Origin of the sequence: Jeotgalibacillus terrae, from assembly GCF_016908195.1 — a bacterium.
Taxonomy (GTDB): Bacteria; Bacillota; Bacilli; order Bacillales; family Jeotgalibacillaceae; genus Jeotgalibacillus; species Jeotgalibacillus terrae.
Genome location: NZ_JAFBDK010000032.1, coordinates 1 through 19523 on the forward strand (window position 1 = coordinate 1; position 19523 = coordinate 19523).

19 protein-coding genes and 1 tRNA gene are annotated in these 19523 nt (G+C 42.6%); 6 read left to right on the plus strand and 14 right to left on the minus strand.

Translation table 11 applies throughout. The features are described 5' to 3' along the window. Positions 1-95: 95 nt before the first annotated feature. Entirely contained in the window at positions 96-1016 is a 921-nt protein-coding gene (locus JOD21_RS18500) for a tyrosine-type recombinase/integrase (RefSeq protein WP_204730971.1), read from the plus strand. A 110-nt stretch (positions 1017-1126) separates the two neighbouring features. On the opposite strand, the gene JOD21_RS18505 is transcribed toward JOD21_RS18500, so the two are convergent. From JOD21_RS18505 to groES, 3 genes are all read right to left on the minus strand, one after another. Further along, complete coding sequence (locus JOD21_RS18505; protein WP_204730972.1) at positions 1127-3910, minus strand: TrlF family AAA-like ATPase; 2784 nt, start codon at positions 3908-3910, stop codon at positions 1127-1129. A 228-nt stretch (positions 3911-4138) separates the two neighbouring features. Beyond that, positions 4139-5761, minus strand: coding sequence for a chaperonin GroEL (gene groL / locus JOD21_RS18510; protein WP_204730973.1), 1623 nt, complete (start codon positions 5759-5761; stop codon positions 4139-4141). Positions 5762-5822: 61 nt separating this feature from the next. Continuing rightward, positions 5823-6107 carry a co-chaperone GroES gene (groES, locus tag JOD21_RS18515; RefSeq protein ID WP_204730974.1) on the minus strand — a complete coding sequence of 95 codons (285 nt, stop codon included), beginning with the start codon at positions 6105-6107 and terminating at the stop codon, positions 5823-5825. Between the two features lie 583 nt (positions 6108-6690). Between groES and JOD21_RS18520 the strand changes: the two genes are divergently transcribed. Together JOD21_RS18520 and JOD21_RS18525 are read left to right on the plus strand one after the other, a co-directional pair. After that, entirely contained in the window at positions 6691-7440 is a 750-nt protein-coding gene (locus tag JOD21_RS18520; protein ID WP_338032934.1) for a CPBP family intramembrane glutamic endopeptidase, read from the plus strand. Continuing rightward, on the plus strand, positions 7441-7644 hold the full coding sequence (locus JOD21_RS18525; protein ID WP_204730976.1) for a YdiK family protein: 204 nt from the start codon (positions 7441-7443) through the stop codon (positions 7642-7644). Between the two features lie 231 nt (positions 7645-7875). Here JOD21_RS18525 and tatC read toward each other — a convergent pair whose 3' ends face one another. The 3 genes from tatC to JOD21_RS18540 are packed head-to-tail and all read right to left on the minus strand — an operon-like array spanning position 7876 to position 9615. Beyond that, positions 7876-8682 (minus strand): twin-arginine translocase subunit TatC, encoded by an 807-nt coding sequence (gene tatC, locus JOD21_RS18530; protein WP_204730977.1) that lies wholly within the window; start codon positions 8680-8682, stop codon positions 7876-7878. 18 nt (positions 8683-8700) lie between these two features. Further along, the gene (locus JOD21_RS18535; RefSeq protein WP_204730978.1) at positions 8701-8883 is read right to left on the minus strand and encodes a twin-arginine translocase TatA/TatE family subunit; all 183 of its coding nucleotides are present in this window, start codon (positions 8881-8883) and stop codon (positions 8701-8703) included. Between the two features lie 60 nt (positions 8884-8943). After that, a complete protein-coding gene (locus JOD21_RS18540; RefSeq protein WP_204730979.1) occupies positions 8944-9615 on the minus strand; it encodes a redox-sensing transcriptional repressor Rex in 672 nt (223 codons plus the stop codon). A gap of 631 nt (positions 9616-10246) precedes the next feature. Between JOD21_RS18540 and JOD21_RS18545 the strand changes: the two genes are divergently transcribed. Continuing rightward, positions 10247-12184: an ABC-F family ATP-binding cassette domain-containing protein gene (locus JOD21_RS18545; RefSeq protein ID WP_204730980.1), complete on the plus strand. Its 1938-nt coding sequence runs from the start codon at positions 10247-10249 to the stop codon at positions 12182-12184. Between the two features lie 595 nt (positions 12185-12779). Here JOD21_RS18545 and JOD21_RS18550 read toward each other — a convergent pair. The 3 genes from JOD21_RS18550 to JOD21_RS18560 all read right to left on the minus strand — a co-directional run bounded on the left by JOD21_RS18550 (position 12780) and on the right by JOD21_RS18560 (position 15017). After that, a complete protein-coding gene (locus tag JOD21_RS18550) occupies positions 12780-14057 on the minus strand; it encodes an MFS transporter (protein ID WP_239581695.1) in 1278 nt (425 codons plus the stop codon). 89 nt (positions 14058-14146) lie between these two features. Continuing rightward, on the minus strand, positions 14147-14713 hold the full coding sequence (locus tag JOD21_RS18555; protein WP_204730982.1) for a DUF2812 domain-containing protein: 567 nt from the start codon (positions 14711-14713) through the stop codon (positions 14147-14149). Continuing rightward, on the minus strand, positions 14700-15017 hold the full coding sequence (locus tag JOD21_RS18560; protein ID WP_204730983.1) for a PadR family transcriptional regulator: 318 nt from the start codon (positions 15015-15017) through the stop codon (positions 14700-14702). The genes JOD21_RS18555 and JOD21_RS18560 overlap by 14 nt, the downstream gene beginning before the upstream one ends. A gap of 183 nt (positions 15018-15200) precedes the next feature. Between JOD21_RS18560 and JOD21_RS18565 the strand changes: the two genes are divergently transcribed. Together JOD21_RS18565 and JOD21_RS18570 are read left to right on the plus strand one after the other, a co-directional pair. Beyond that, on the plus strand, positions 15201-15947 hold the full coding sequence (locus tag JOD21_RS18565) for a MerR family transcriptional regulator (RefSeq protein ID WP_204730984.1): 747 nt from the start codon (positions 15201-15203) through the stop codon (positions 15945-15947). Further along, entirely contained in the window at positions 15944-16591 is a 648-nt protein-coding gene (locus JOD21_RS18570; RefSeq protein ID WP_204730985.1) for a VC0807 family protein, read from the plus strand. The genes JOD21_RS18565 and JOD21_RS18570 overlap by 4 nt, the downstream gene beginning before the upstream one ends. A gap of 71 nt (positions 16592-16662) precedes the next feature. Here JOD21_RS18570 and tsaD read toward each other — a convergent pair whose 3' ends face one another. From tsaD to JOD21_RS18595, 5 genes are all read right to left on the minus strand, one after another. Then, positions 16663-17673 (minus strand): tRNA (adenosine(37)-N6)-threonylcarbamoyltransferase complex transferase subunit TsaD, encoded by a 1011-nt coding sequence (tsaD, locus tag JOD21_RS18575; RefSeq protein WP_204730986.1) that lies wholly within the window; start codon positions 17671-17673, stop codon positions 16663-16665. After that, positions 17663-18118, minus strand: a complete 456-nt coding sequence (gene rimI, locus JOD21_RS18580) for a ribosomal protein S18-alanine N-acetyltransferase (RefSeq protein WP_204730987.1) — start codon at positions 18116-18118, stop codon at positions 17663-17665. The genes tsaD and rimI overlap by 11 nt, the downstream gene beginning before the upstream one ends. Further along, positions 18111-18809: a tRNA (adenosine(37)-N6)-threonylcarbamoyltransferase complex dimerization subunit type 1 TsaB gene (gene tsaB, locus JOD21_RS18585; RefSeq protein ID WP_204730988.1), complete on the minus strand. Its 699-nt coding sequence runs from the start codon at positions 18807-18809 to the stop codon at positions 18111-18113. The genes rimI and tsaB overlap by 8 nt, the downstream gene beginning before the upstream one ends. Then, positions 18809-19261 (minus strand): tRNA (adenosine(37)-N6)-threonylcarbamoyltransferase complex ATPase subunit type 1 TsaE, encoded by a 453-nt coding sequence (gene tsaE / locus JOD21_RS18590; protein ID WP_204730989.1) that lies wholly within the window; start codon positions 19259-19261, stop codon positions 18809-18811. The genes tsaB and tsaE overlap by 1 nt, the downstream gene beginning before the upstream one ends. Positions 19262-19431: 170 nt before the next feature. Next, positions 19432-19507: transfer RNA gene (locus JOD21_RS18595), tRNA-Asp, on the minus strand. Between the last annotated feature and the right edge of the window lie 16 nt (positions 19508-19523).

The following is a 19523-nucleotide window of genomic DNA, read 5'->3' on the forward strand; positions in this document are numbered from 1 at the left end:
TTTATGTGGATCTCGTATGGCAACGGTGGATCAAATGGATGTCATTGGTGGGTCAAAAAGATGGCAACACTGGATCTATCCCTTGGCTGTAGTCAATGTCCATATACGAGCAAAGTGTAAAACCCGGAACACTATATATACGAAAAAAAGCACTCAAAAAAGTACTTCCACTATGGGGGCATAGAAAAATTGAAGATATTAATTACCGGACTTATCAAAGCTTAATCACAGACCTCTCTAAAAACTACTCTCGTAATTATGTAGAAAGCATACATCATTCCCTCTCACTCATATTTAAATTTGCTGAGCGTGAAAAACTAATTTATGAAATCCCATGTCATAACGTTGTTTTTAAAAAAGAATATTCCGATGCGAACAAATTTGAAAATTTCTTAGAAAAAGATAAGCTAAATGAGTTTCTAAGAATCGCAAAAAATAGTAATAAAAAGAATGATTTTATTATTTTCTACACCCTAGCTTTAACCGGACTTAGAATAGGCGAACTAATGGCATTAAGATGGGAAGACATTAATCTGAAGGATAAATTTCTTACAGTGAACCACACTCTCTATAATCCAACGAATAATGAAAACAAATACCTGTTAGATACTCCTAAAACGGAAAAATCGAGAAGAAAAGTTCCGCTCGCAGACGTGTTAGTAAAAGAACTTGATAAATACAAAAAAGATATAGAAGCCAAATATAAAACGCAAACAAATAAGAACTTTGTATTTTTCAAGAATGAATATAAGCCTTTAACTCACACTTATATGCGTAATAGACTTAAAGCTCTTCTTAAAAAATGGGATTACGATCATCCAATTACCCTACACTCTTTCCGTCACACTTTCGCTTCATTGTTAATTGAGCAAAAGGAATCTGTTATAAATGTAGCAGAATTACTGGGACATTCCGACACAACCATTACTACAAAGATTTATACACACTTAACAAACACTAGACACCTAGAAATGCAGAGTTCATTAAGTAATTTTGCTGCTACATTAGAGTTATAAAGTCATCAGTTCTAATAGAGTTATCAAAATAACTCCATTAGAAAAAGCCGTTGAAAACGGCTTTTACATAAAAATACCTCATAACCAAAATAACTAAAAGTTAGCATAAATTATGCATTTAAGTTGTATCTCTTAGCACGTAATTCAAATGCCTCTCTGCCGCCCTCCATAATATTGCATATCGCCTCTTTTACATTTTGGTCTTCTATAGAACCTTCATGCATAACTTCTATATCCTTACTTTCTGAATTCATTGCGATAACCCACTCCGAATCACCATTAACGGGAATATTTGCATTGTGAGTGACCGTGATAATTTGACGATGATTTTTTGAATGACTTAAACGGTTTACAATAAGATCATAAATAAGCTGGTTATCCAAATCATCTTCTGGTTGATCTAAGAGTAGCGGAGAATTTCCATATGACAAAAGAAAAGTCAGTATTGCTGAAGTTTTTTGACCAGCAGAAGCATTTGAAATTGACTTAAAAGGTGAAGCTTCATTTGATTTGTATTGCACTTCAATTTTGTCTTCAGGATATAGCAGTTTGATTTTATCTATTTGTTCATCACTTAAATTCTGAATAAAAGTATTAAACCTTCTTGAAAATCTATTATCAATTATTCCATCATATTTTATGGATACAATAGATTCTGAGAATGCTTTTATTGTTCGCTCAACTTGCCCGGAGAATATTATGGAGTTTACTTTTTGAAAATCTTCTGTAAAAGCTTCTGCCCTTTGAAGAATCTTTCTCAATTCATCTTCATAATTTATTATGTCTCGGAATGGACTCACACTAATATTGATATTTGATATATCGGCAAGCGTATCTTTTAAAAATTCTCTTCTCCGTAAAGTTACCATTTTTCTTATTTCTAAATATTCAGAAATAAGTTCTTCTAATTCCTTTGATAAATCATTTAATTTTATTTCATCATCCATTAACTCCGCCATTTCCTTCTCTTTTTGCGATAGACGGTTTGACAAACTCTCAATATTAGATAGATCGCTTAAATCTTCAGGTCCAAGTCTCTCCTGTAAATTTTCGTATTCAACCTTAACTTCTTTAAGATGTAATTGCCAAGCAGACGAAGCGATGGCATCTTTCAATGAAGTTTGAACTGTAGCTAAAATGGTTTTACCTTCTTCTAATTTTGCTATTACCTCTTGAAATTGTTGGTAGTTATCCTCTAAAATTTGTTTTAAATTAGCAGCAGACTTAGAGTTATAATTAAATTTACTTATATCCGGGTAAGAGAATTCTTTTTGAAAATCGGATAATGTTTCTTTTTTTCTATCTAAATCATTTATCACGGATTGCAATTGAGAATTTTCTATTTCAGCTTCTTCTTGTTTTTTCAGAGTTGATTGATAACCCTTTTCTTCAAACTCCTTTAATCTTTCTTTCATATCATTGATATCTATTTCTAATCTAGATTTATTTTCTAGACGCTTTTCAATAGTTCTCATTCTTGCAGTTATCTCAAAATATTTATTTTTAATCGCATCAATCATATTTTTATGTTCATTGAATCCATCTATCGATTGATCAATTTTTTCTCTTAGAGCATTTGGTCTGCTTGCGATATTATAAATCTGCTTTTGTGAATAAATTTCAGCCTGGAAAAGCTCTAAAATAGAGCTATCACACACTTCATACTCATCAAAATCATTTAAAACGTAAAAGGATTTATCGCATTCCACCCCATTAAAATTAATATAGTTGATTTTATATGTACGACCCAATCGTTGCAAGTAAAGGTCTATTTCAGTTTCAGCTTTAAGTACACCTTTACTTTCTTCACCTCTAACACTTTCATTTACCTTAAAAAAATCGGTTTGTTCTTTGAGCAATTCATTAAAGTCATTTAATTCACTATTGCCACCTAATAGTCCACGGATAATTCGATTAATAGAGGACTTACCAGTTCCTCTACCTCCAATAATAGTATTCATTTGAGGATTAAAATGGATTTCTAGAGGCTTCTCGGAATTCAAATTACTATTCTTAATTTCTAAACCTTTTATTGTTAAATCAGGCGTTGCATATGGAATAGACTTACTTTGAAAATCATTTTTGATCTTCTGACGAGGCATTAACAATGCATGTCTAAGACTTTCTAGAGTTACTTCTTCTTTCATTTTAATCCAAGTATACCTATTCCCTATTCCCCAAAGTCCATGAGTAGTTTGTCCCTGACCACTTGGATTATCTGAGAAAGTCAATATCGCTTTATTCTTCTCTAGTGATAACTTTACTGCATTCTTCCATTCCCTTAAAAGATTTACGTCGATTCTACTATATCTTGTCTTCAGTGATTCTAGAAGATCGGGCGTAGAAACTTCTGTTTGATCAAGTAATTCTCCATTCACTACTTGTACACCATTAATATAATTCTTATCCAAAAAATCACTCATCTTTTGGTAACTCATTTCAGAGATACCGTTATATTCGTCTATATGAGCAGCAATAACTAGAGCACCACGTTCACTAGCTTTTTCTGCTACCGTGAATATATTTTCCCGCTCAGATGTAGTGGCATCCTGTTGAGCAAACTTATGTTCTTCGATTCCACAATATTGAAGAAAGCCATTAATATCACTTGTACGTTTGTGCTTATCAAATAAAATTAAAAGATGTACTTTTGCTGAATCACAAGTAATTTCAACGCCCGGAAAAACTGTTAGACCGGTCCCTTCAGCCTCTTCAAGAACTTTGTCAATATAATTACCACTGTTGTGATCTGTCACCGCTACAACATCTAAACCCTTATTAATGCATGCTTCAACCCATTCTTTAGGCGTAACATCTTTATCCGAAAAACAAATGCTTTCAGGTGTATGTAAATGTAGATCACATTTGTACCATCTATTCCCTCTGAAATCCATTAAAGTTCCTCCTAAATAACTGTAATTTGGTTAGTATCATAAGTAATTATAACAACTACACACATGATTTCTACAATATTTTACAATAAATCCAAACTAACTAATAACATCATTGAGTTTAATTACATAAACTATGAGCAAACTATGAGCATTTGTCCTAAAATCGATAAAACAAAAAGAGAGAAACCTTCATAAAACAAGGTTTCTCTCTTTTATTGAGGGCGATTATTACATCATGCCGCCCATACCGCCCATATCAGGCATTCCGCCGCCGCTATCCGGTTCTGGAATGTCTGCTACGACAGCTTCTGTTGTTAAGAACATTGCTGCTACTGATGCAGCGTTTTGAAGTGCTGAACGTGTTACCTTTGTTGGATCCACGATACCAGCTTCGATCATGTTAACCCATTCGCCGTTAGCAGCATTAAAGCCTACGCCGACTTCTTCTTTCTTCAGGCGGTCAACGATGATTGAGCCTTCAAGGCCTGCGTTGTGTGCGATCTGGCGGATTGGTTCTTCAAGTGCGCGAAGCACGATGTTGATACCAGTTGCCACGTCGTCTTCTGCTTCGATTGAAGCGACTTTGTTGTATACGTTCACTAGCGCTGTACCACCTCCTGATACGATACCTTCTTCAACTGCTGCGCGAGTCGAGTTCAGTGCATCTTCAATGCGGAGTTTACGCTCTTTCAGTTCAGTTTCAGTTGCAGCACCAACTTTGATGACTGCTACGCCGCCTGCAAGCTTTGCAAGACGTTCCTGAAGTTTTTCTTTATCAAAGTCAGAAGTTGATTCTTCGATTTGAGAACGGATTTGTGCAACGCGGGCGCCGATTTGCTGTGCGTCTCCTGCGCCTTCAACGATTGTTGTGTTTTCTTTTGTGACAACAACTTTCGCTGCGCGTCCAAGCTGTGAAACGTTGGCAGACTTCAGATCAAGTCCAAGGTCTTCCGTGATCACTTCACCGCCAGTCAGGATTGACAGGTCTTCAAGCATTGCTTTACGACGGTCACCGAATCCTGGTGCTTTAACAGCCACTGCGTTGAATGTTCCGCGAAGCTTATTCACAACAAGTGTTGCAAGTGCTTCACCTTCAACGTCTTCAGCAACAATTAGAAGCGGCTTGTTCTGCTGAACGACCTGCTCAAGGACAGGAAGTACTTCCTGGATGCTGCCAATCTTCTTGTCAGTGATCAGGATATATGGATTTTCAAGTACTGCTTCCATTTTGTCAGAGTCAGTCACCATGTATGGAGATGCATATCCGCGGTCGAACTGCATACCTTCTACAACGTCAAGCTCTGTTGTGAAGCCTTTTGATTCTTCGATTGTGATAACGCCGTCGTTACCAACGCGCTCCATAGCCTCAGCGATCAGCTGGCCAACTTCATCGTCAGCTGCTGAGATTGCTGCAACCTGTGCGATTGACTCTTTGCCTTCAATTGGCTTAGAGATTGCTTTTAGTTCTTCAAGCGCAGCCACGACCGCTTTTTCGATCCCTTTACGTACGCCAACCGGATTCGCTCCAGCTGTTACGTTTTTCAGACCTTCACGGATCATTGCCTGTGCAAGAACCGTTGCAGTTGTTGTACCGTCACCGGCGATTTCGTTTGTCTTGCTTGCTACTTCAGCTACAAGCTTTGCACCCATGTTTTCGAATGCATCTTCAAGCTCGATTTCTTTTGCAATCGTTACACCGTCATTTGTAATCAGTGGTGAGCCGAATTTCTTTTCAAGAACAACGTTACGTCCTTTTGGTCCAAGTGTTACCTTTACTGCATCAGCAAGCTGATCAACACCGCGAAGCATTGAACGGCGTGCTTCTTCACTAAATTTAATTTCTTTAGCCATTTGTAAGGTTCCTCCCAGAATATAATATAGTTGTGAATCGTTATGTTTTTAAATGAATGAATTAGTTTACGACAGCCAGAATATCACTTTCGCGAAGGATAAGGTATTCTGTGCCCTGGTATTTCACTTCTGTTCCAGCGTACTTAGAGAAGATGATACGGTCATCAACAGATACTTCAAGCTCAATACGCTCACCGTTTTCAAGTACACGTCCTGTACCTACGGCAACGATCTTACCTTCCTGCGGCTTTTCTTTCGCACTATCCGGAAGTACAATCCCGCTTGACGTTTGCTCCTCAGACTCTACCAGCTCAATTACTACGCGATCACCTAATGGTTTTAACAAGTGAAACAACCTCCTTGAATTATGTTCTTCTTTTATTAGCACTCTTCATATATGAGTGCTAACACAAGTATTAGTTTAAATAATTCCAGATATTTTTGCAAGTGACATGGGCTTAAATTTTTTAAAAATTTGTTTTCGGTAACTGCTTGTCTTTTTCGTGGAGAAGTGCGCTTTCCATGGACGAAAAATCGTTTTTCCACAGGCGACTCCGCTCTCCACTACTAGGACAAGCTTAGGTGTTAAAAGTTATGTACGCTCAGCAAATTGAAGATTCCTACCTCCTTTACTACGCACTTTATTGTGATGAGTAATCTCCAGCTGCCCTTCGGAGTGCAGGACGTAGACTCCCGCCTCAGGAAGGGACAGGTGAGACCCCACAGGCGAAGCCGAGGAGGCTCACCGCCCGGGGGCAGGAAAGCGAAGTCCTGCACGAAGAAGGGCAGCGCTCACTAAAGAAACACTATATGCACGCCCTTTTCACAAAATGTCTACTAAATACGTCTGACATGGTGGCTTTGAATTGAAGGTGCTGTAGTTCAATAGTAGAATAAACAGAACGAATCTATTTCAAAGGAGTATGATTGTGAATCGCACCTTTCTCATTATATTAATCACATACGTGTCTATGCAGCTTTCTACATTTGTAGCCGTGCCACTTGCGCTGTTGGTCAGCGGGATGGTCAGTGACAGTGAGCCTGCTGTGCTGCTTTATTCGATATCCGGTTACTGGATCTTTATCAGCTTCTCAATCGGGCTGATCATTATTTTACTGATTATGAACAAAAATAAAGGCGTGCTTGATCTGCCTGGTGAAAAAACAAGTCCCGGCATGTCTGCAATCTGGGCGTTTATCGGGATCTTCCTGGCGTTCTTCAGTCAGATCATTGCTGTTGCGATTGAATCATTGATCGGCATTAATCCAGGGTCTCAGAATACAGAGGATATTATCGGCCTGCTGTCTTATGTGCCGCTTGCAGCGGTTGCAGTTGCAGTAATTGGCCCGATTTTAGAGGAAATTGTTTTCCGCGGGGTGATCTTCGGATGGCTGTACCGGAAATATAATTTCTTTATCTCAGGACTGATCAGTGCACTGGTATTTGCGGCTGTACACGTCGACTTTACGCACATTCTGCTGTATGCGGCAATGGGCTATGCATTCGCATTCCTTTATGCATATACTAAACGCATCATCGTGCCAATCATCGCACACATGGCGATTAACTCATTCGTCGTGTTAACACAGTTCTTCTTCGCTGAACAGATCCAGCGCTGGGCTGAATTGAATGAAGCGATGTTCGCACTGTGGCGCTTTGCAATAGGGGGAATTTTGTAAATGAGATCTCCACTCGGACACGGAGTCTTCTATCTGATCCTTGGCGCGTTTTTCGTCTACTTTGCGATCAACAGCGTCAATGAAAATGGCTGGGGCTTCTTCGCCTATCTGTTCGTTGCCTTTGCAACGTATGATATCGGTGCAGGAGTGAGGCTGATCGGACTCCACTTTAAGATTAAGAAGCATATGAATGAGAAGAAGTAGCGGCTTGGTGCCGCTGCTTTTTTGTTTGTGGTTCGGGGGGATGGGGGGTGGGTATTTAGTCATGAAGCGGCGAACATGGTTGGAGATACGTCGAACACAGCATGTTGTACGTCGAACCCCCTGGCGCAGAACCCGAACACCAGCTGACAAGTAGCGAACACGCCGGGTTTTACGCCGAACCACCCCCAACCAACTCACACATCCCGCCCCAAACAAAAAAGCAGCAAGGAATCACTCCCCGCTGCTTTCTCTCTCCGCCAGTTCGCGGTCAATCCGCTCCCTGCGTTCCTGTTCTTCTAATTCACGTTGTTCTGCTTCTGCTTTCTGTGCTTTCCGGTAACCGATCTTTGCAATCGACAGGCTGATTTCATATAGCAGAATCAGCGGGACGGTTACGATCATATGTGAGAAAATATCCGGCGGTGTGACAAATGCTGCGACGACAAGCAGGCCGAAGTATGCGTACTTCCGGATGCTTGCAAGAAACATTGGTGTCACGATGCCGAGTCTCGTAATAAATAGCATGATCACCGGCAGCTGAAATAAGAAGCCGAATGGAATGGTGATCTGGAATAAAAACTGGAAAAATTCATTGATCCCGATAACCTGTTCGATCTCCAGATTTTCAGACAGGTTCATCATGAAACGGACAACGAATGGGAATAAAATAAAGTATGCGAACGCAAGGCCTGTTAAAAATAGAATAACTGAAGCAGGAATATAACTGAGGGTTACCTTCCGCTCTCTGTCACTCAGACCCGGGCTGATAAATGCCCACAACTGATACAATATAATTGGCGCCGTCATGATCAACGCAGTGAACATGATAATCTGGAAATAGATCTTCACTGGATCTGTTACCCGGAATGCATTCAATGTCATTTGCGCGGCTTCGTCTGAGGACTGAAGGAATGTCATCAGCGGTTCAGCTATAAAGAATCCCCCTACCATCGCAAAGACAAAGAAAACGACCACAATGATGAGTCGTTTTCTTATTTCACTTATATGTTCATGGACGGTCATATCTTGCTGATTCATATGGCCACCATCCCGTAATTATTGCTGGTTGTTGTCTTTCTTCGACTCTTTTGGATCATCATCATCTGCAAGTCCTTTTGTTGCATCCTTGAATTCACGAAGGGTGCTGCCTGCTGCTTTCCCTAGCTCCGGCAGTTTTTTAGGACCAAAAATTAATAATGCAACGATTGCGATCACGGCAAGGCTTAATCCACCTGGCATGATACATGCACCTCCTCTGTTCTTTCTTTATCATAAATCATATTGAATCATTTGGCTATTCTATATCTCGTCTAATTGTGACGTTTCTTCGTCATCTGATCCATAATTTTTCAAAAAGTAAATCAGGGACTGTAATTCGACTGCAAGATCGATATGATGGATTCTCATATGCTCAGGCACCGATAGTCTTGCAGGTGTGAAATTCAGTATCCCTTTTACCTTCAGATCAATTAATCGATCTGTGATATTCTGCGCCGGACCGGCCGGAACAGTCAGGATCGCGACTTCAATGTCACTGCCTGTTACCTTTTCTTCAAGCTCGTCCATCGAGTAAACCGGTACTTCGCCAATTGACGTTCCCGCTTTCTTAGGATCGGCATCAAATGCCATTTCAATCTTCGTATTATTGTTTTTCAGGAAATTATAATGTAAGAACGCTGTCCCCAGATTTCCGACACCAATCAGCACAACCTTCGTCGTCTCATCCTGATCAAGTGTTTTACGGAAAAATGACAGCAGGTACTCTACATTATACCCATAACCCTTTTTACCAAGTGCACCAAAATACGAAAAATCTCGTCTGATCGTTGCTGAATCAACCTTTACAGCATCACTCAGCTCTTTTGAAGACACGCGCTGCTTTCCTGATGAATGCAGATTCTTCAAAAAGCGATAATATAACGGTAGCCGCTTTGCAGTTGCCTGAGGAATCTTCATTTGTTCCTGACTCATTCCTGTACTCCCCCTAAATCCAACAGTGCCATAGACACTGCATGTAAAGTGAAGCTGTGAACGCTTCCAAATCTATCTATTGCAGATGGTCTTTAAAGACCGCTGACCCTTTCCGCAGAGGGCTGCGCTTTCCTGCCCCCGGGCGGTGAGCCTCCTCGAGCTTCGCTCTGCGGGGTCTCACCTGTCCCTTCCTGGGGCGGGAGTCTCCGCCCTCTGCTCCAAGGGTCAGCTGAGTGAGTAAATCTAATTTTGTTTAGGTTAACTCTCTCATTTATCAAACTATAAAATAGTTCTTTGTAGTGAAGTGATACTAAATACTAAAGCGTTGAGCGAAGCGTAAGGCGGCGACTCCGGGACGATTAGTGGGAAGCTGAGACCCCACAGCCGTAGGCGAGGAGGCTCAGCAACCACCGTCCGGAAAGCGTCCGCCTGAAGCGAAGCTCAACAACCCATTTATATAAGAACAATCTTTCACAACAAATTCCTTTTAAATACAATCCAAGTCCCTATTGTATCATACACCATTACGGTATCTGCTTGCAAAGTATGCAACATTTTTCACAATGGCACTTCATTGCTTATCAGAACCTCTGTGCGATACACTTAAGAGGAAGAAAAATGAGGTGAGCTTATGATTTTACTGCAGGTCAACAATCTCTCCAAGTCATTTGGCGCAGAAGAGATTCTTTCTAATATAAAGCTTGAAGTCCAGACAAAAGACCGGATCGCACTTGTCGGCCGTAACGGCGCCGGTAAGTCGACCCTTTTAAAAATCATCGCCGGACAGATGTCTCATGACAACGGCGATATGAATAAACCAAAAGGTGTGTCGATCGGTTATCTCGAGCAGCACAGCGGACTTGAATCCGAGCTGTCGATCTGGGACGAAATGATCGGTGTTTTTGATCACTTAAAAGAAATGGAAGTACGATTACGGGAAGCCGAGCAGCAAATGGCTGATCCGGACGTCTATGAAAACGCAGAACGCTATAACCGTGTGATGACGGAGTATGATGAGCTGCAGGTTCAGTTCAAGGATGCAGGCGGTTATCAATATGAAGCAGATACCAGAGCCGTGCTTCACGGCCTGCGCTTTCAATCATTTGATTATGATACGCCGATCTCCACTTTGAGTGGCGGACAGAAAACGCGGCTTGCGTTAGGAAAGTTACTATTAACAAAGCCTGACGTCATGATCCTCGATGAGCCGACCAACCACTTGGATATTGATACGCTCAGCTGGCTGGAATCTTATCTGCAAGGGTATCCGGGCGCGATTCTGATCGTCTCGCATGACCGCTACTTTTTAGATAAAATCGTCAATCAGGTTGTAGAGATCTCGCGCAAGCGTTCGAAAAAATTCCACGGCAACTACAGCCGCTACCTTGATCAAAAAGCGCTCGACTATGAGCGTGAAATGAAGGAATTCGAGAAGCAGCAGGAAGAGATCGCAAAGATGGAAGACTTTGTCGCGCGTAACCTGGCGCGGGCTTCTACGACGAAAATGGCTCAGAGCCGCCGTAAAAAGCTGCAGAAGATGGACAGGATGGATCGTCCTAAAGGTGATGAGAAATCAGCAAGCTTCGGCTTTTCGATTGACCGCCAGAGCGGGAACGATGTGCTGAAGCTGCAGGATCTTTCTGTCGGCTATGATGCCCCCGTTTCGCAGCACATCAACGCAGCCGTTACGCGTGAAGACAGTATCGCGCTGATCGGACCAAACGGCGTCGGGAAGTCCACCCTTTTAAAAACGATTGTGAAAAAGCTGCCTGCACTTGCAGGACAAATTCAGTACGGGTCGAACGTCAGTATCGGTTACTATGACCAGCAGCAGGCTGAATTGCATTCGAATAAAACGGTACTGAATGAGCTGTGGGATGATTATCCGATGAAAAATGAAAAGGATATCCGCACCGTGCTTGGCAACTTCCTGTTCTCAGGGGATGATGTACTGAAGCCTGTTTCAACATTGAGCGGTGGGGAAAAAGCGCGTCTTGCACTTGCAAAGCTGATGATGCAGAAATCGAATCTGCTGATTTTAGATGAGCCGACCAACCACCTTGATCTCGACAGTAAAGAGATTTTGGAGAATGCGCTGATCGATTATCCGGGAACGATTCTGTTTGTTTCGCATGACCGTTACTTCATTAACAGGCTTGCGACAAAGGTGCTTGAGCTATCCGCTGAAGGCAGCACAGAATACCTTGGCGACTATGATTATTATATGGAGAAGCTGAATGAACTGGCTGAGCTTGCCGCAATTGAAGAGCGCGATCGCCTCGAAAAAGCACCGGCTGCAGAAAAACCGACTGATAAATCAGCCTTCGCACTTGATAAAGAAAAGCAGAAAGCTGAACGGAAAAAGCGCAGACGGTTAGAGGAAATTGAGCTCCAGGTAACTGAGCTTGAAGGTACGATCGAAGAACATGAAAATCTGTTATGCGACCCTGAGATCTTTCAGGATCACGAACGGGTCATGGACTCCAACCAGGCCATTGAACAGGCCAAAACACAGATGGACCTGCTGCTTGAAGAGTGGGCTGAGCTGGAAGAGGAATTGAGTGAGTAATGAGGTTTAAGCAGGGATCCTTTTTGGGTCCCTTTTTTGATTGAAATCTAGGTGGTGTGGTTCATGAGATTTTGCTGGTTGTTCATGAGATTTCTGTAATGCTCCATGAAATTCTCACGGGTGTTCATGAGATTTCAGGCAATGTTCATGAGATTTCAAGCTCGGTTCATGAAAAAGTGTAATTGTACCTACTCCCCTCACTGCTCACTGCTGTCTCATCTCACCAACCCCTCCCACGTACTATTTTTCACAAACTAAAATCTCTCATCACCCAAATTCTCTGCAAATCCTCCCTATTCTCACTCATCCTTCCGTTTCCGAAATATCAGGCAATTGTGAATAACTTTTCGCTTATATTTGTGTGAAAATTGCAAATCAATTATGTATATAGTGTGAACGTAATGTAACAGAATGATGACAATACACAGAGTTATACACACTACACACAGCGTATTCATGCTTTTTAACAGAGTTATACACATTGTCCACAGACTTGTACACAATTATCAACATTATCCACATAAAAAGACACACTGAGTTATATACAGCTCTTTTGATAGTTACCCACAGCTTATCCACAGAAAAACACAGCTTTTCACAGCTGTGTTTGACTTCTCATTGATTTAGTTCCCCGTGCCCAGAAGATCACTGGAATCAGGATAAGCGATAGTAATCCACCACCTAATGATAGTATCGAAAAGCTCGAAGCACCGACGACCATGCCTGAGAGTGCACCGCCTGCCGCTCCTGATAATGCAATGAAAACATCAACTGAGCCCTGTGTTTTTGCTCTCACTGAAGGGTGTGTTGAGTCAACAATCGTAGCGGTACCGCTGATCAGACCGAAATTCCATCCGAGACCGAGTAGCATCAGCGCCACAATCATTCCGGTTAAAGATTCTCCCGGCGCCAGTGCCCCTACAACACCGGCTGCAAGCAGTGTGACACCCGAGGCAGCTGCCATAAATGTACGGCCAAGTTTATCAACCAGCACACCTGTCACAAGAGAAGGCAGATACATTGCAGCAATATGCAGACCAATGACTAGACCGACTGCACTGAGTGCATGACCGTGATGTCCCATATGAACAGGCGTCATCGTCATCACAGCCACCATGACAATCTGCGTGAGCACCATCACAACTCCCCCAGTGATCACGCCTCTTCTTTTCAAACCGGATACGTCAAACTGATCAACAGGCGCCGTCTGTTCTTTTGCTGAATCCGATAATGTCCGTGCAATGAGCAGCGGATCAGGCTTTAGCATGATAAATAAGATCAGTCCTGCTGCGATATACGCTGCTGCCGCTAAGATAAACGGTCCGCCAAGTGCCGGGATACCAATTGATTCAGCAAACCGTCCCATGACACCAACCAGATTCGGCCCCGCAACAGCACCCAAAGTCGTCGAGACCATTGCAATACTGACTGCTGTCGCACGCTGTTTGTCAGTTGCCAGATCTGTTCCTGCATAGCGCGCCTGAAGGTTGGTTGCAGTTCCTGCTCCGTAGATCAGCAGCGATATCAATAATAGCGGGACACTATCCCAAACTGCCGCCCCCACGACACCAAGCGCACCAATTCCTCCGGTTACAAAGCCCGCTCCAAGCCCAACACGTCTTCCTGCTCTCTGAGACAGCCTGCCAACCAAGAGTGCCGCTCCTGCAGAACCAAGCGTGAACAATGCAACCGGAAGTCCTGCATAGCTATCCGTTCCAAGCATATCCTGCGCGAGCAGCGCACCAACCGTGATACCGGCTGCAAGACCCGCGCCGCCAAAGATTTGCGAAAGCACCACTACCCACAGCGTTCTTTTATACAGCTGCGTGCGTTTTTCTTCACTATCTATATAAACCTGAATATCCTTATCCATATGATGCATCTCCCGTTCCTGTCTCTCTACCAGTATTGTACGCCCCGGGGTTTATTCATACAATGGAAAAAGTCATCAATATCGGGATATTAATTCTCCTTTAACGCTCTATGCTGACGATAAGCTGTATAGTAACTGCTGCTAAAGAAACCAACCAGCAGGAGTGGAAAAAGCTTTAAGACAACAAAAGGGGTTTCAAATATAAAAGCCTTCCAGAACATTGATCCTTCCATACGCCAGATATTTTCATGGTACAACCCCGTATCACTGTAAAGTAAAAATGAAAAAGTTAAACACATCGTCCCTAACCAAAATGAATATTTCATTAACCGTTGATAATAATTTGCTTTGGAATCGCGATCTGAGAAAATTTCATTTCGATGATCGTTTTTCTTTTGCCAATACCGTATCCCATTGAGTGGAGTACCCTTCACATACCGCCAGCCGAAATCTTCATAAATTCCTTTATACTCCTCAAGTCTTTGCCCGGTTAAACGCTCCTGATAATCAAGACGCATAACGTACTCCACATCACTTTTCTCAAAAGTATATACACCCAGACTGCTCACATTTGTGCAACGATAGCCTTTTTGTAATTGACTATTCAGCCATTGCTCCTCTTTTTCAATGTTAAAGAATATCTTAACCTTCTTCATCCGATTCACTTCCTTCATACAAGGATAAAATATGCAGCAATCTGTCCTGCTCCACTTGCAAAATGCGTCTTCCTTCTGCAGTAATCATATACATTTTTCTGCGGCCTGAGTTACCAACCGGTTCGATCCATTCATGTTTACTCATGTTTTCAATTGCTCCGTATAATGTGCCCGCCGCTAAAATAACGGTTCCATTACTTATCTCTTCTATCTTCTGCATCACAGCATAGCCGTGTAGGGGTTCACGGAGTGCCAGCAGAATATAGTGCATCGTTTCTGACAGCGGCAATAACTTATGTTTCATTTTTTCACCTTCTATTCAGTTTAACTATATAGTTGAGCTTAATAATAAGTTAATACAGTTGAACTGAATAGTCAATGATTTTTCCAATATTTTCGTGTGAATTTCCAAAAAAGGGTTGAACCTTACGTTACGTCAGGTTTTATAATATTGTTAAAGGAATAATTAGGTAAGGGTAGTGATGATATGTACTCGATCGGTCAACTTGCTAAGATCAGCAGTATAACTGTGCGGACATTAAGATATTACGATGAAATTGGATTGTTGACACCCGGCTCGAAAACGAGTGGCGGACACCGCCTATACACTGATCAGGACATTACAAGGCTGCACCACATTATTACGTTAAAAGACCTTGGACTTGAACTCGAAGCGATCAATCAAGTCATTAAAAATAAGCAAAGTGACTTAAGAGAAACCTTGAATTTTCGTTTGGAAAAGATCAATTTTGAACGTGAACAGTTAAACAAAGCTGAGCAGTCCATTCATTCTATTTTAGAGTTAATGTCTCTTGAAGGCACAAGCAGCTGGGAGGATGTTTTTCAGACATTCAACAGTCATCCCACTACTAAAAAAGAGTTAGAGGCGATCTGGAGTCAGCATTTTACTCAGGAAGAACAACAGGTGCTTGCTCACTTACCCTCTTTTGGAGACGGGAGTGAACTGACAGAAAAATGGATCGCACTGGTGAATGATGTACATAAGAATATTGAGGGAAATGTTGAGGCGGAAAATGCCAAAGCGTTAGCACAAAGATGGATCAGTCTGGTTGAGGAAATGTACAAGGGTGATCACGAGCTGGCTCAAAAAGCCTGGCAACTGACTAAAACAAGTGATGAAAACTTAGGCTTTTACCAATTTGATAAAGAAGTCGTAAAGTTTATTGAAGACGCCATCAACTATCATTTCAGTCATAACGGAGGGAGAAAATGAGGAAAATTGCATTTCTGGATCTCGTTTTTTACGTTGGGATCCCTTATTTACTATGGAACTATGGAAGAGACCCTCTCGGAGATTACTATGCAATGCTCCTTTCTACTGTTCCGGGTTTTGTCTATACCGTTTATCGATTTATCCAACAGAAACAATTGAACATGATGGGTCTCTTTATAATAGACTCACTGGTCCTTTCAACAGCTGTGAACATACTTTCTTCAAATGCAGAAAATATGCTCTGGAATCAGGTGTACCTGGGATATTTATTCGCAGCTGTTTATCTATTTTCTATCCTGTTCAAAAAACCGTTAGCCCTTACGTTCGCGATTGATTTTGCTTTTTTACAGGGGTACCCGAGAGAAAACAGCAAAGCACTTTACTCCACTCAGGGAATTTTTATGTGGTTTCAGCTGCTGACAAGCTTATTTTTCTTCCGCGGAGTATTTCAAAACACCTTTAAAGCATGGCTCATATCAAACTATGGCGTGAATGGATATGATCAAATGCTGATCTACCTTACCATTAGCGGATGGATTTTCAACGGCCTGATCTTTGCAGGGTTTATCTTTATCAGCTCAAAAATTAACCACTTTCTTGAGGAAAATGAATTTCAGTTTCCTATCAGTCATACAGAAGGATAAAGTACTTCTTATAATAAAAAAAACACTTGGATGTTAAGATCCAAGTGTTTTCAGCAAGACTGCATCTATATTTACAACATCAACCCCGGATTCGCATTCATCGTCAACGTCGAACGCTTCCCCTGCTCATACATCACAGCCCCGGCTGCTGCAATCATCGCCGCATTATCCGTACACAGTGACAGCGGTGGAATCACTAGCTCAAGATCCTCTCTCTCACCAAACATCTCAGTCAGACGTGTGCGTAATCCTTTATTCGCAGCAACGCCACCTGCAAGTAACAGCTGCTTCACACCATACTCCTCAACTGCCCGCTTCGTCTTCTCAGTCAGTACCTCAACCACACTCTCCTGAAAGCTTGCAGCAAGATCCTTCACATCAATCTCTTCACCGCGCTGCTCTGCATTATGAAGCGTATTGATCACAGCAGACTTCAATCCGCTGAAGCTGAAATCATACGATCCTTCTTCAAGCCACGCTCTCGGCAGCTTCACTGAAGGCGTACCTTCTTGCGCCAGCTTATCAATATGCGGTCCACCCGGATAAGGCAGTCCAAGCGTTCTCGCCACTTTATCATAAGCCTCACCTGCTGCGTCATCCCGCGTCTCACCGATCACCTCAAAAGAACCGTGTTCCTTCATTAATACAAGTTCCGTATGACCACCTGAGACTACAAGCGATAACAGCGGAAATTTCATTTCTTCTATCAGGCGGTTCGCGTATATATGCCCCGCAATATGATGAACGCCAATTAAAGGCTTCTGATGTGCAAACGCAATTGCTTTTGCCGCATTCACACCAATGATCAATGCACCTACCAGTCCAGGACCTTCCGTCACTGCAATTGCGTCAATGTCATCCATCGTCACGTCAGCCTGCTCAAGCGCTTCCTCAACCACAATCGTCATCTGCTCAACATGGTGACGGGAAGCAATCTCAGGAACAACTCCCCCAAATCGTTTATGACTCTCGATCTGTGAAGCCACTACATTCGAAATAATCTCCGTTCCATTCCTCACAACAGATGCAGCAGTCTCATCACAGCTCGTCTCAATTCCCAAAATCAGTGTCTCACTGCTCATTTAACTTCACCCACATGACTAATGCATCCTCTCCATTATCTGAATAATAATTTTTCCTAATCCCGCCTTTTGAAAAGCTAAGCTTTTCATAAAGTGATTGGGCAATATAATTACTCACCCTCACCTCCAGCGTCATCATTGTTACCCCTTCATCACGCAGCTGATTCATCACTCTAACCATCAGCTTTTCACCAAGTTTCCGTCCGCGCAGCTCAGGAATCACAGCCACATTCGTAATATGCGCCTCATCCATCACCAGCCACATACCACAGTAACCCGCAATCACCCCATTCACTTCAAGCAGCAGATACTTCGCAAACTGATTAATCGTCATCTCATTTTCAAATGCTTCACGGCTCCATGGCGCGCTGAATGAAGCTTCCTCCACAGCCAACACCCCATCAATATCCCCATATGTCATCCACCGGAACCGGATCTCATCCATTCTTCTTTTCCTGCTCTTTCAGCCAGTTTGCCTCCGCTTCTGCAAGACGGATATAATTCGGCACAAATCCATGTGCATCCTCATCCGGCAACCCTTCCGCATGCTTTGCCATCATTACAGCACTTGGATAAGCCTCTTCTTCAGAAACCCGGTATGCACGCTTACCAAGGACAGACTGAATCTCTTCCCAGAACACATCAACATCCGCGCCCGTAAAGAATACACGATCTTCTCTCTCAGCTAAATGAACCAGCCAGTCGCTCATCGCCACATTGCGATCCTCTTCAAGCGTCTGCCAGCCATCACGATATTCATACAGTCCTGTATACACATTTCCTCTGCGGGCATTCATCAGCGGTACAACCACACCGTCAAAATACTTCCCCGGCCATGCCAGTGACAGCAGACTCGACACACCCACAATCGGAATTTTTAACGACCACGCAAGTGTCTTAGCAAGCGTCACACCAATTCTCACGCCCGTATAAGACCCCGGTCCTTTCGCTACAACAATCCGTTTAAGTGAAGCCGGCTCCACATCAAGTGACGCCAAAAGCGCTTCTACCTCACTCATTGCCTGCAGTGAATGATTTCTTTTTATATTAATCAGCTTCTCACCCATCACCGTGCCATCCTTTAATACAGCAAGCGACAGCGGCTGATTCGATGTATCAATCGCAAGTACAATCATTAAAAAATCTCCTCACATAACAATTCATAACGTTCACCCTTTGGCTTTAACTCAAACCTTCTGGCCTGTTCGCCCACGTAATTAATCGAAAGTTCAAGTCTCTCCTCAGGCAGCTGATCTGCAATCAGGTGCGCCCACTCAACCACACACACGCCGTCTCCATTAAAATACTCATCAAATCCAAGGTCCTCAAACTCATCCTCCACACGGTACACATCCATATGATAAAGCGGCAGTCTACCCTGATATTCCTTCATAATGGTAAACGTCGGACTATTCACCGTTCTCTTCACTTCAAGACCTTTTGCAAGCCCCTTTGTAAATGTGGTCTTCCCTGCACCAAGGTCGCCCTCAAGCGTCAACACATCTCCTGCCTTTAAAAGACTGCCAAGCCTCTCTGCAAACGCATCAGTCTCCTCAGCTGAAGAAGATCTCCATTCAAATGTCTTCAATCTATTCACCCCGCTGATTATCACGTTGTTAACATCATTTATATTATCAATAAAAAAGACTCACCCACACGGAGTCAGTCTGTCAGTTTCATCTATCAGTATCAGTTTACACGAAAAAGTTTCTTCTTTAAACAAAAAAATAACCATGACCAGTGTCATGGAAACTTAAATGGCGGTCCCGACCGGGATCGAACCGGCGATCTCCTGCGTGACAGGCAGGCATGTTAACCGCTACACCACGGGACCAAGGTAATTGCGGGGG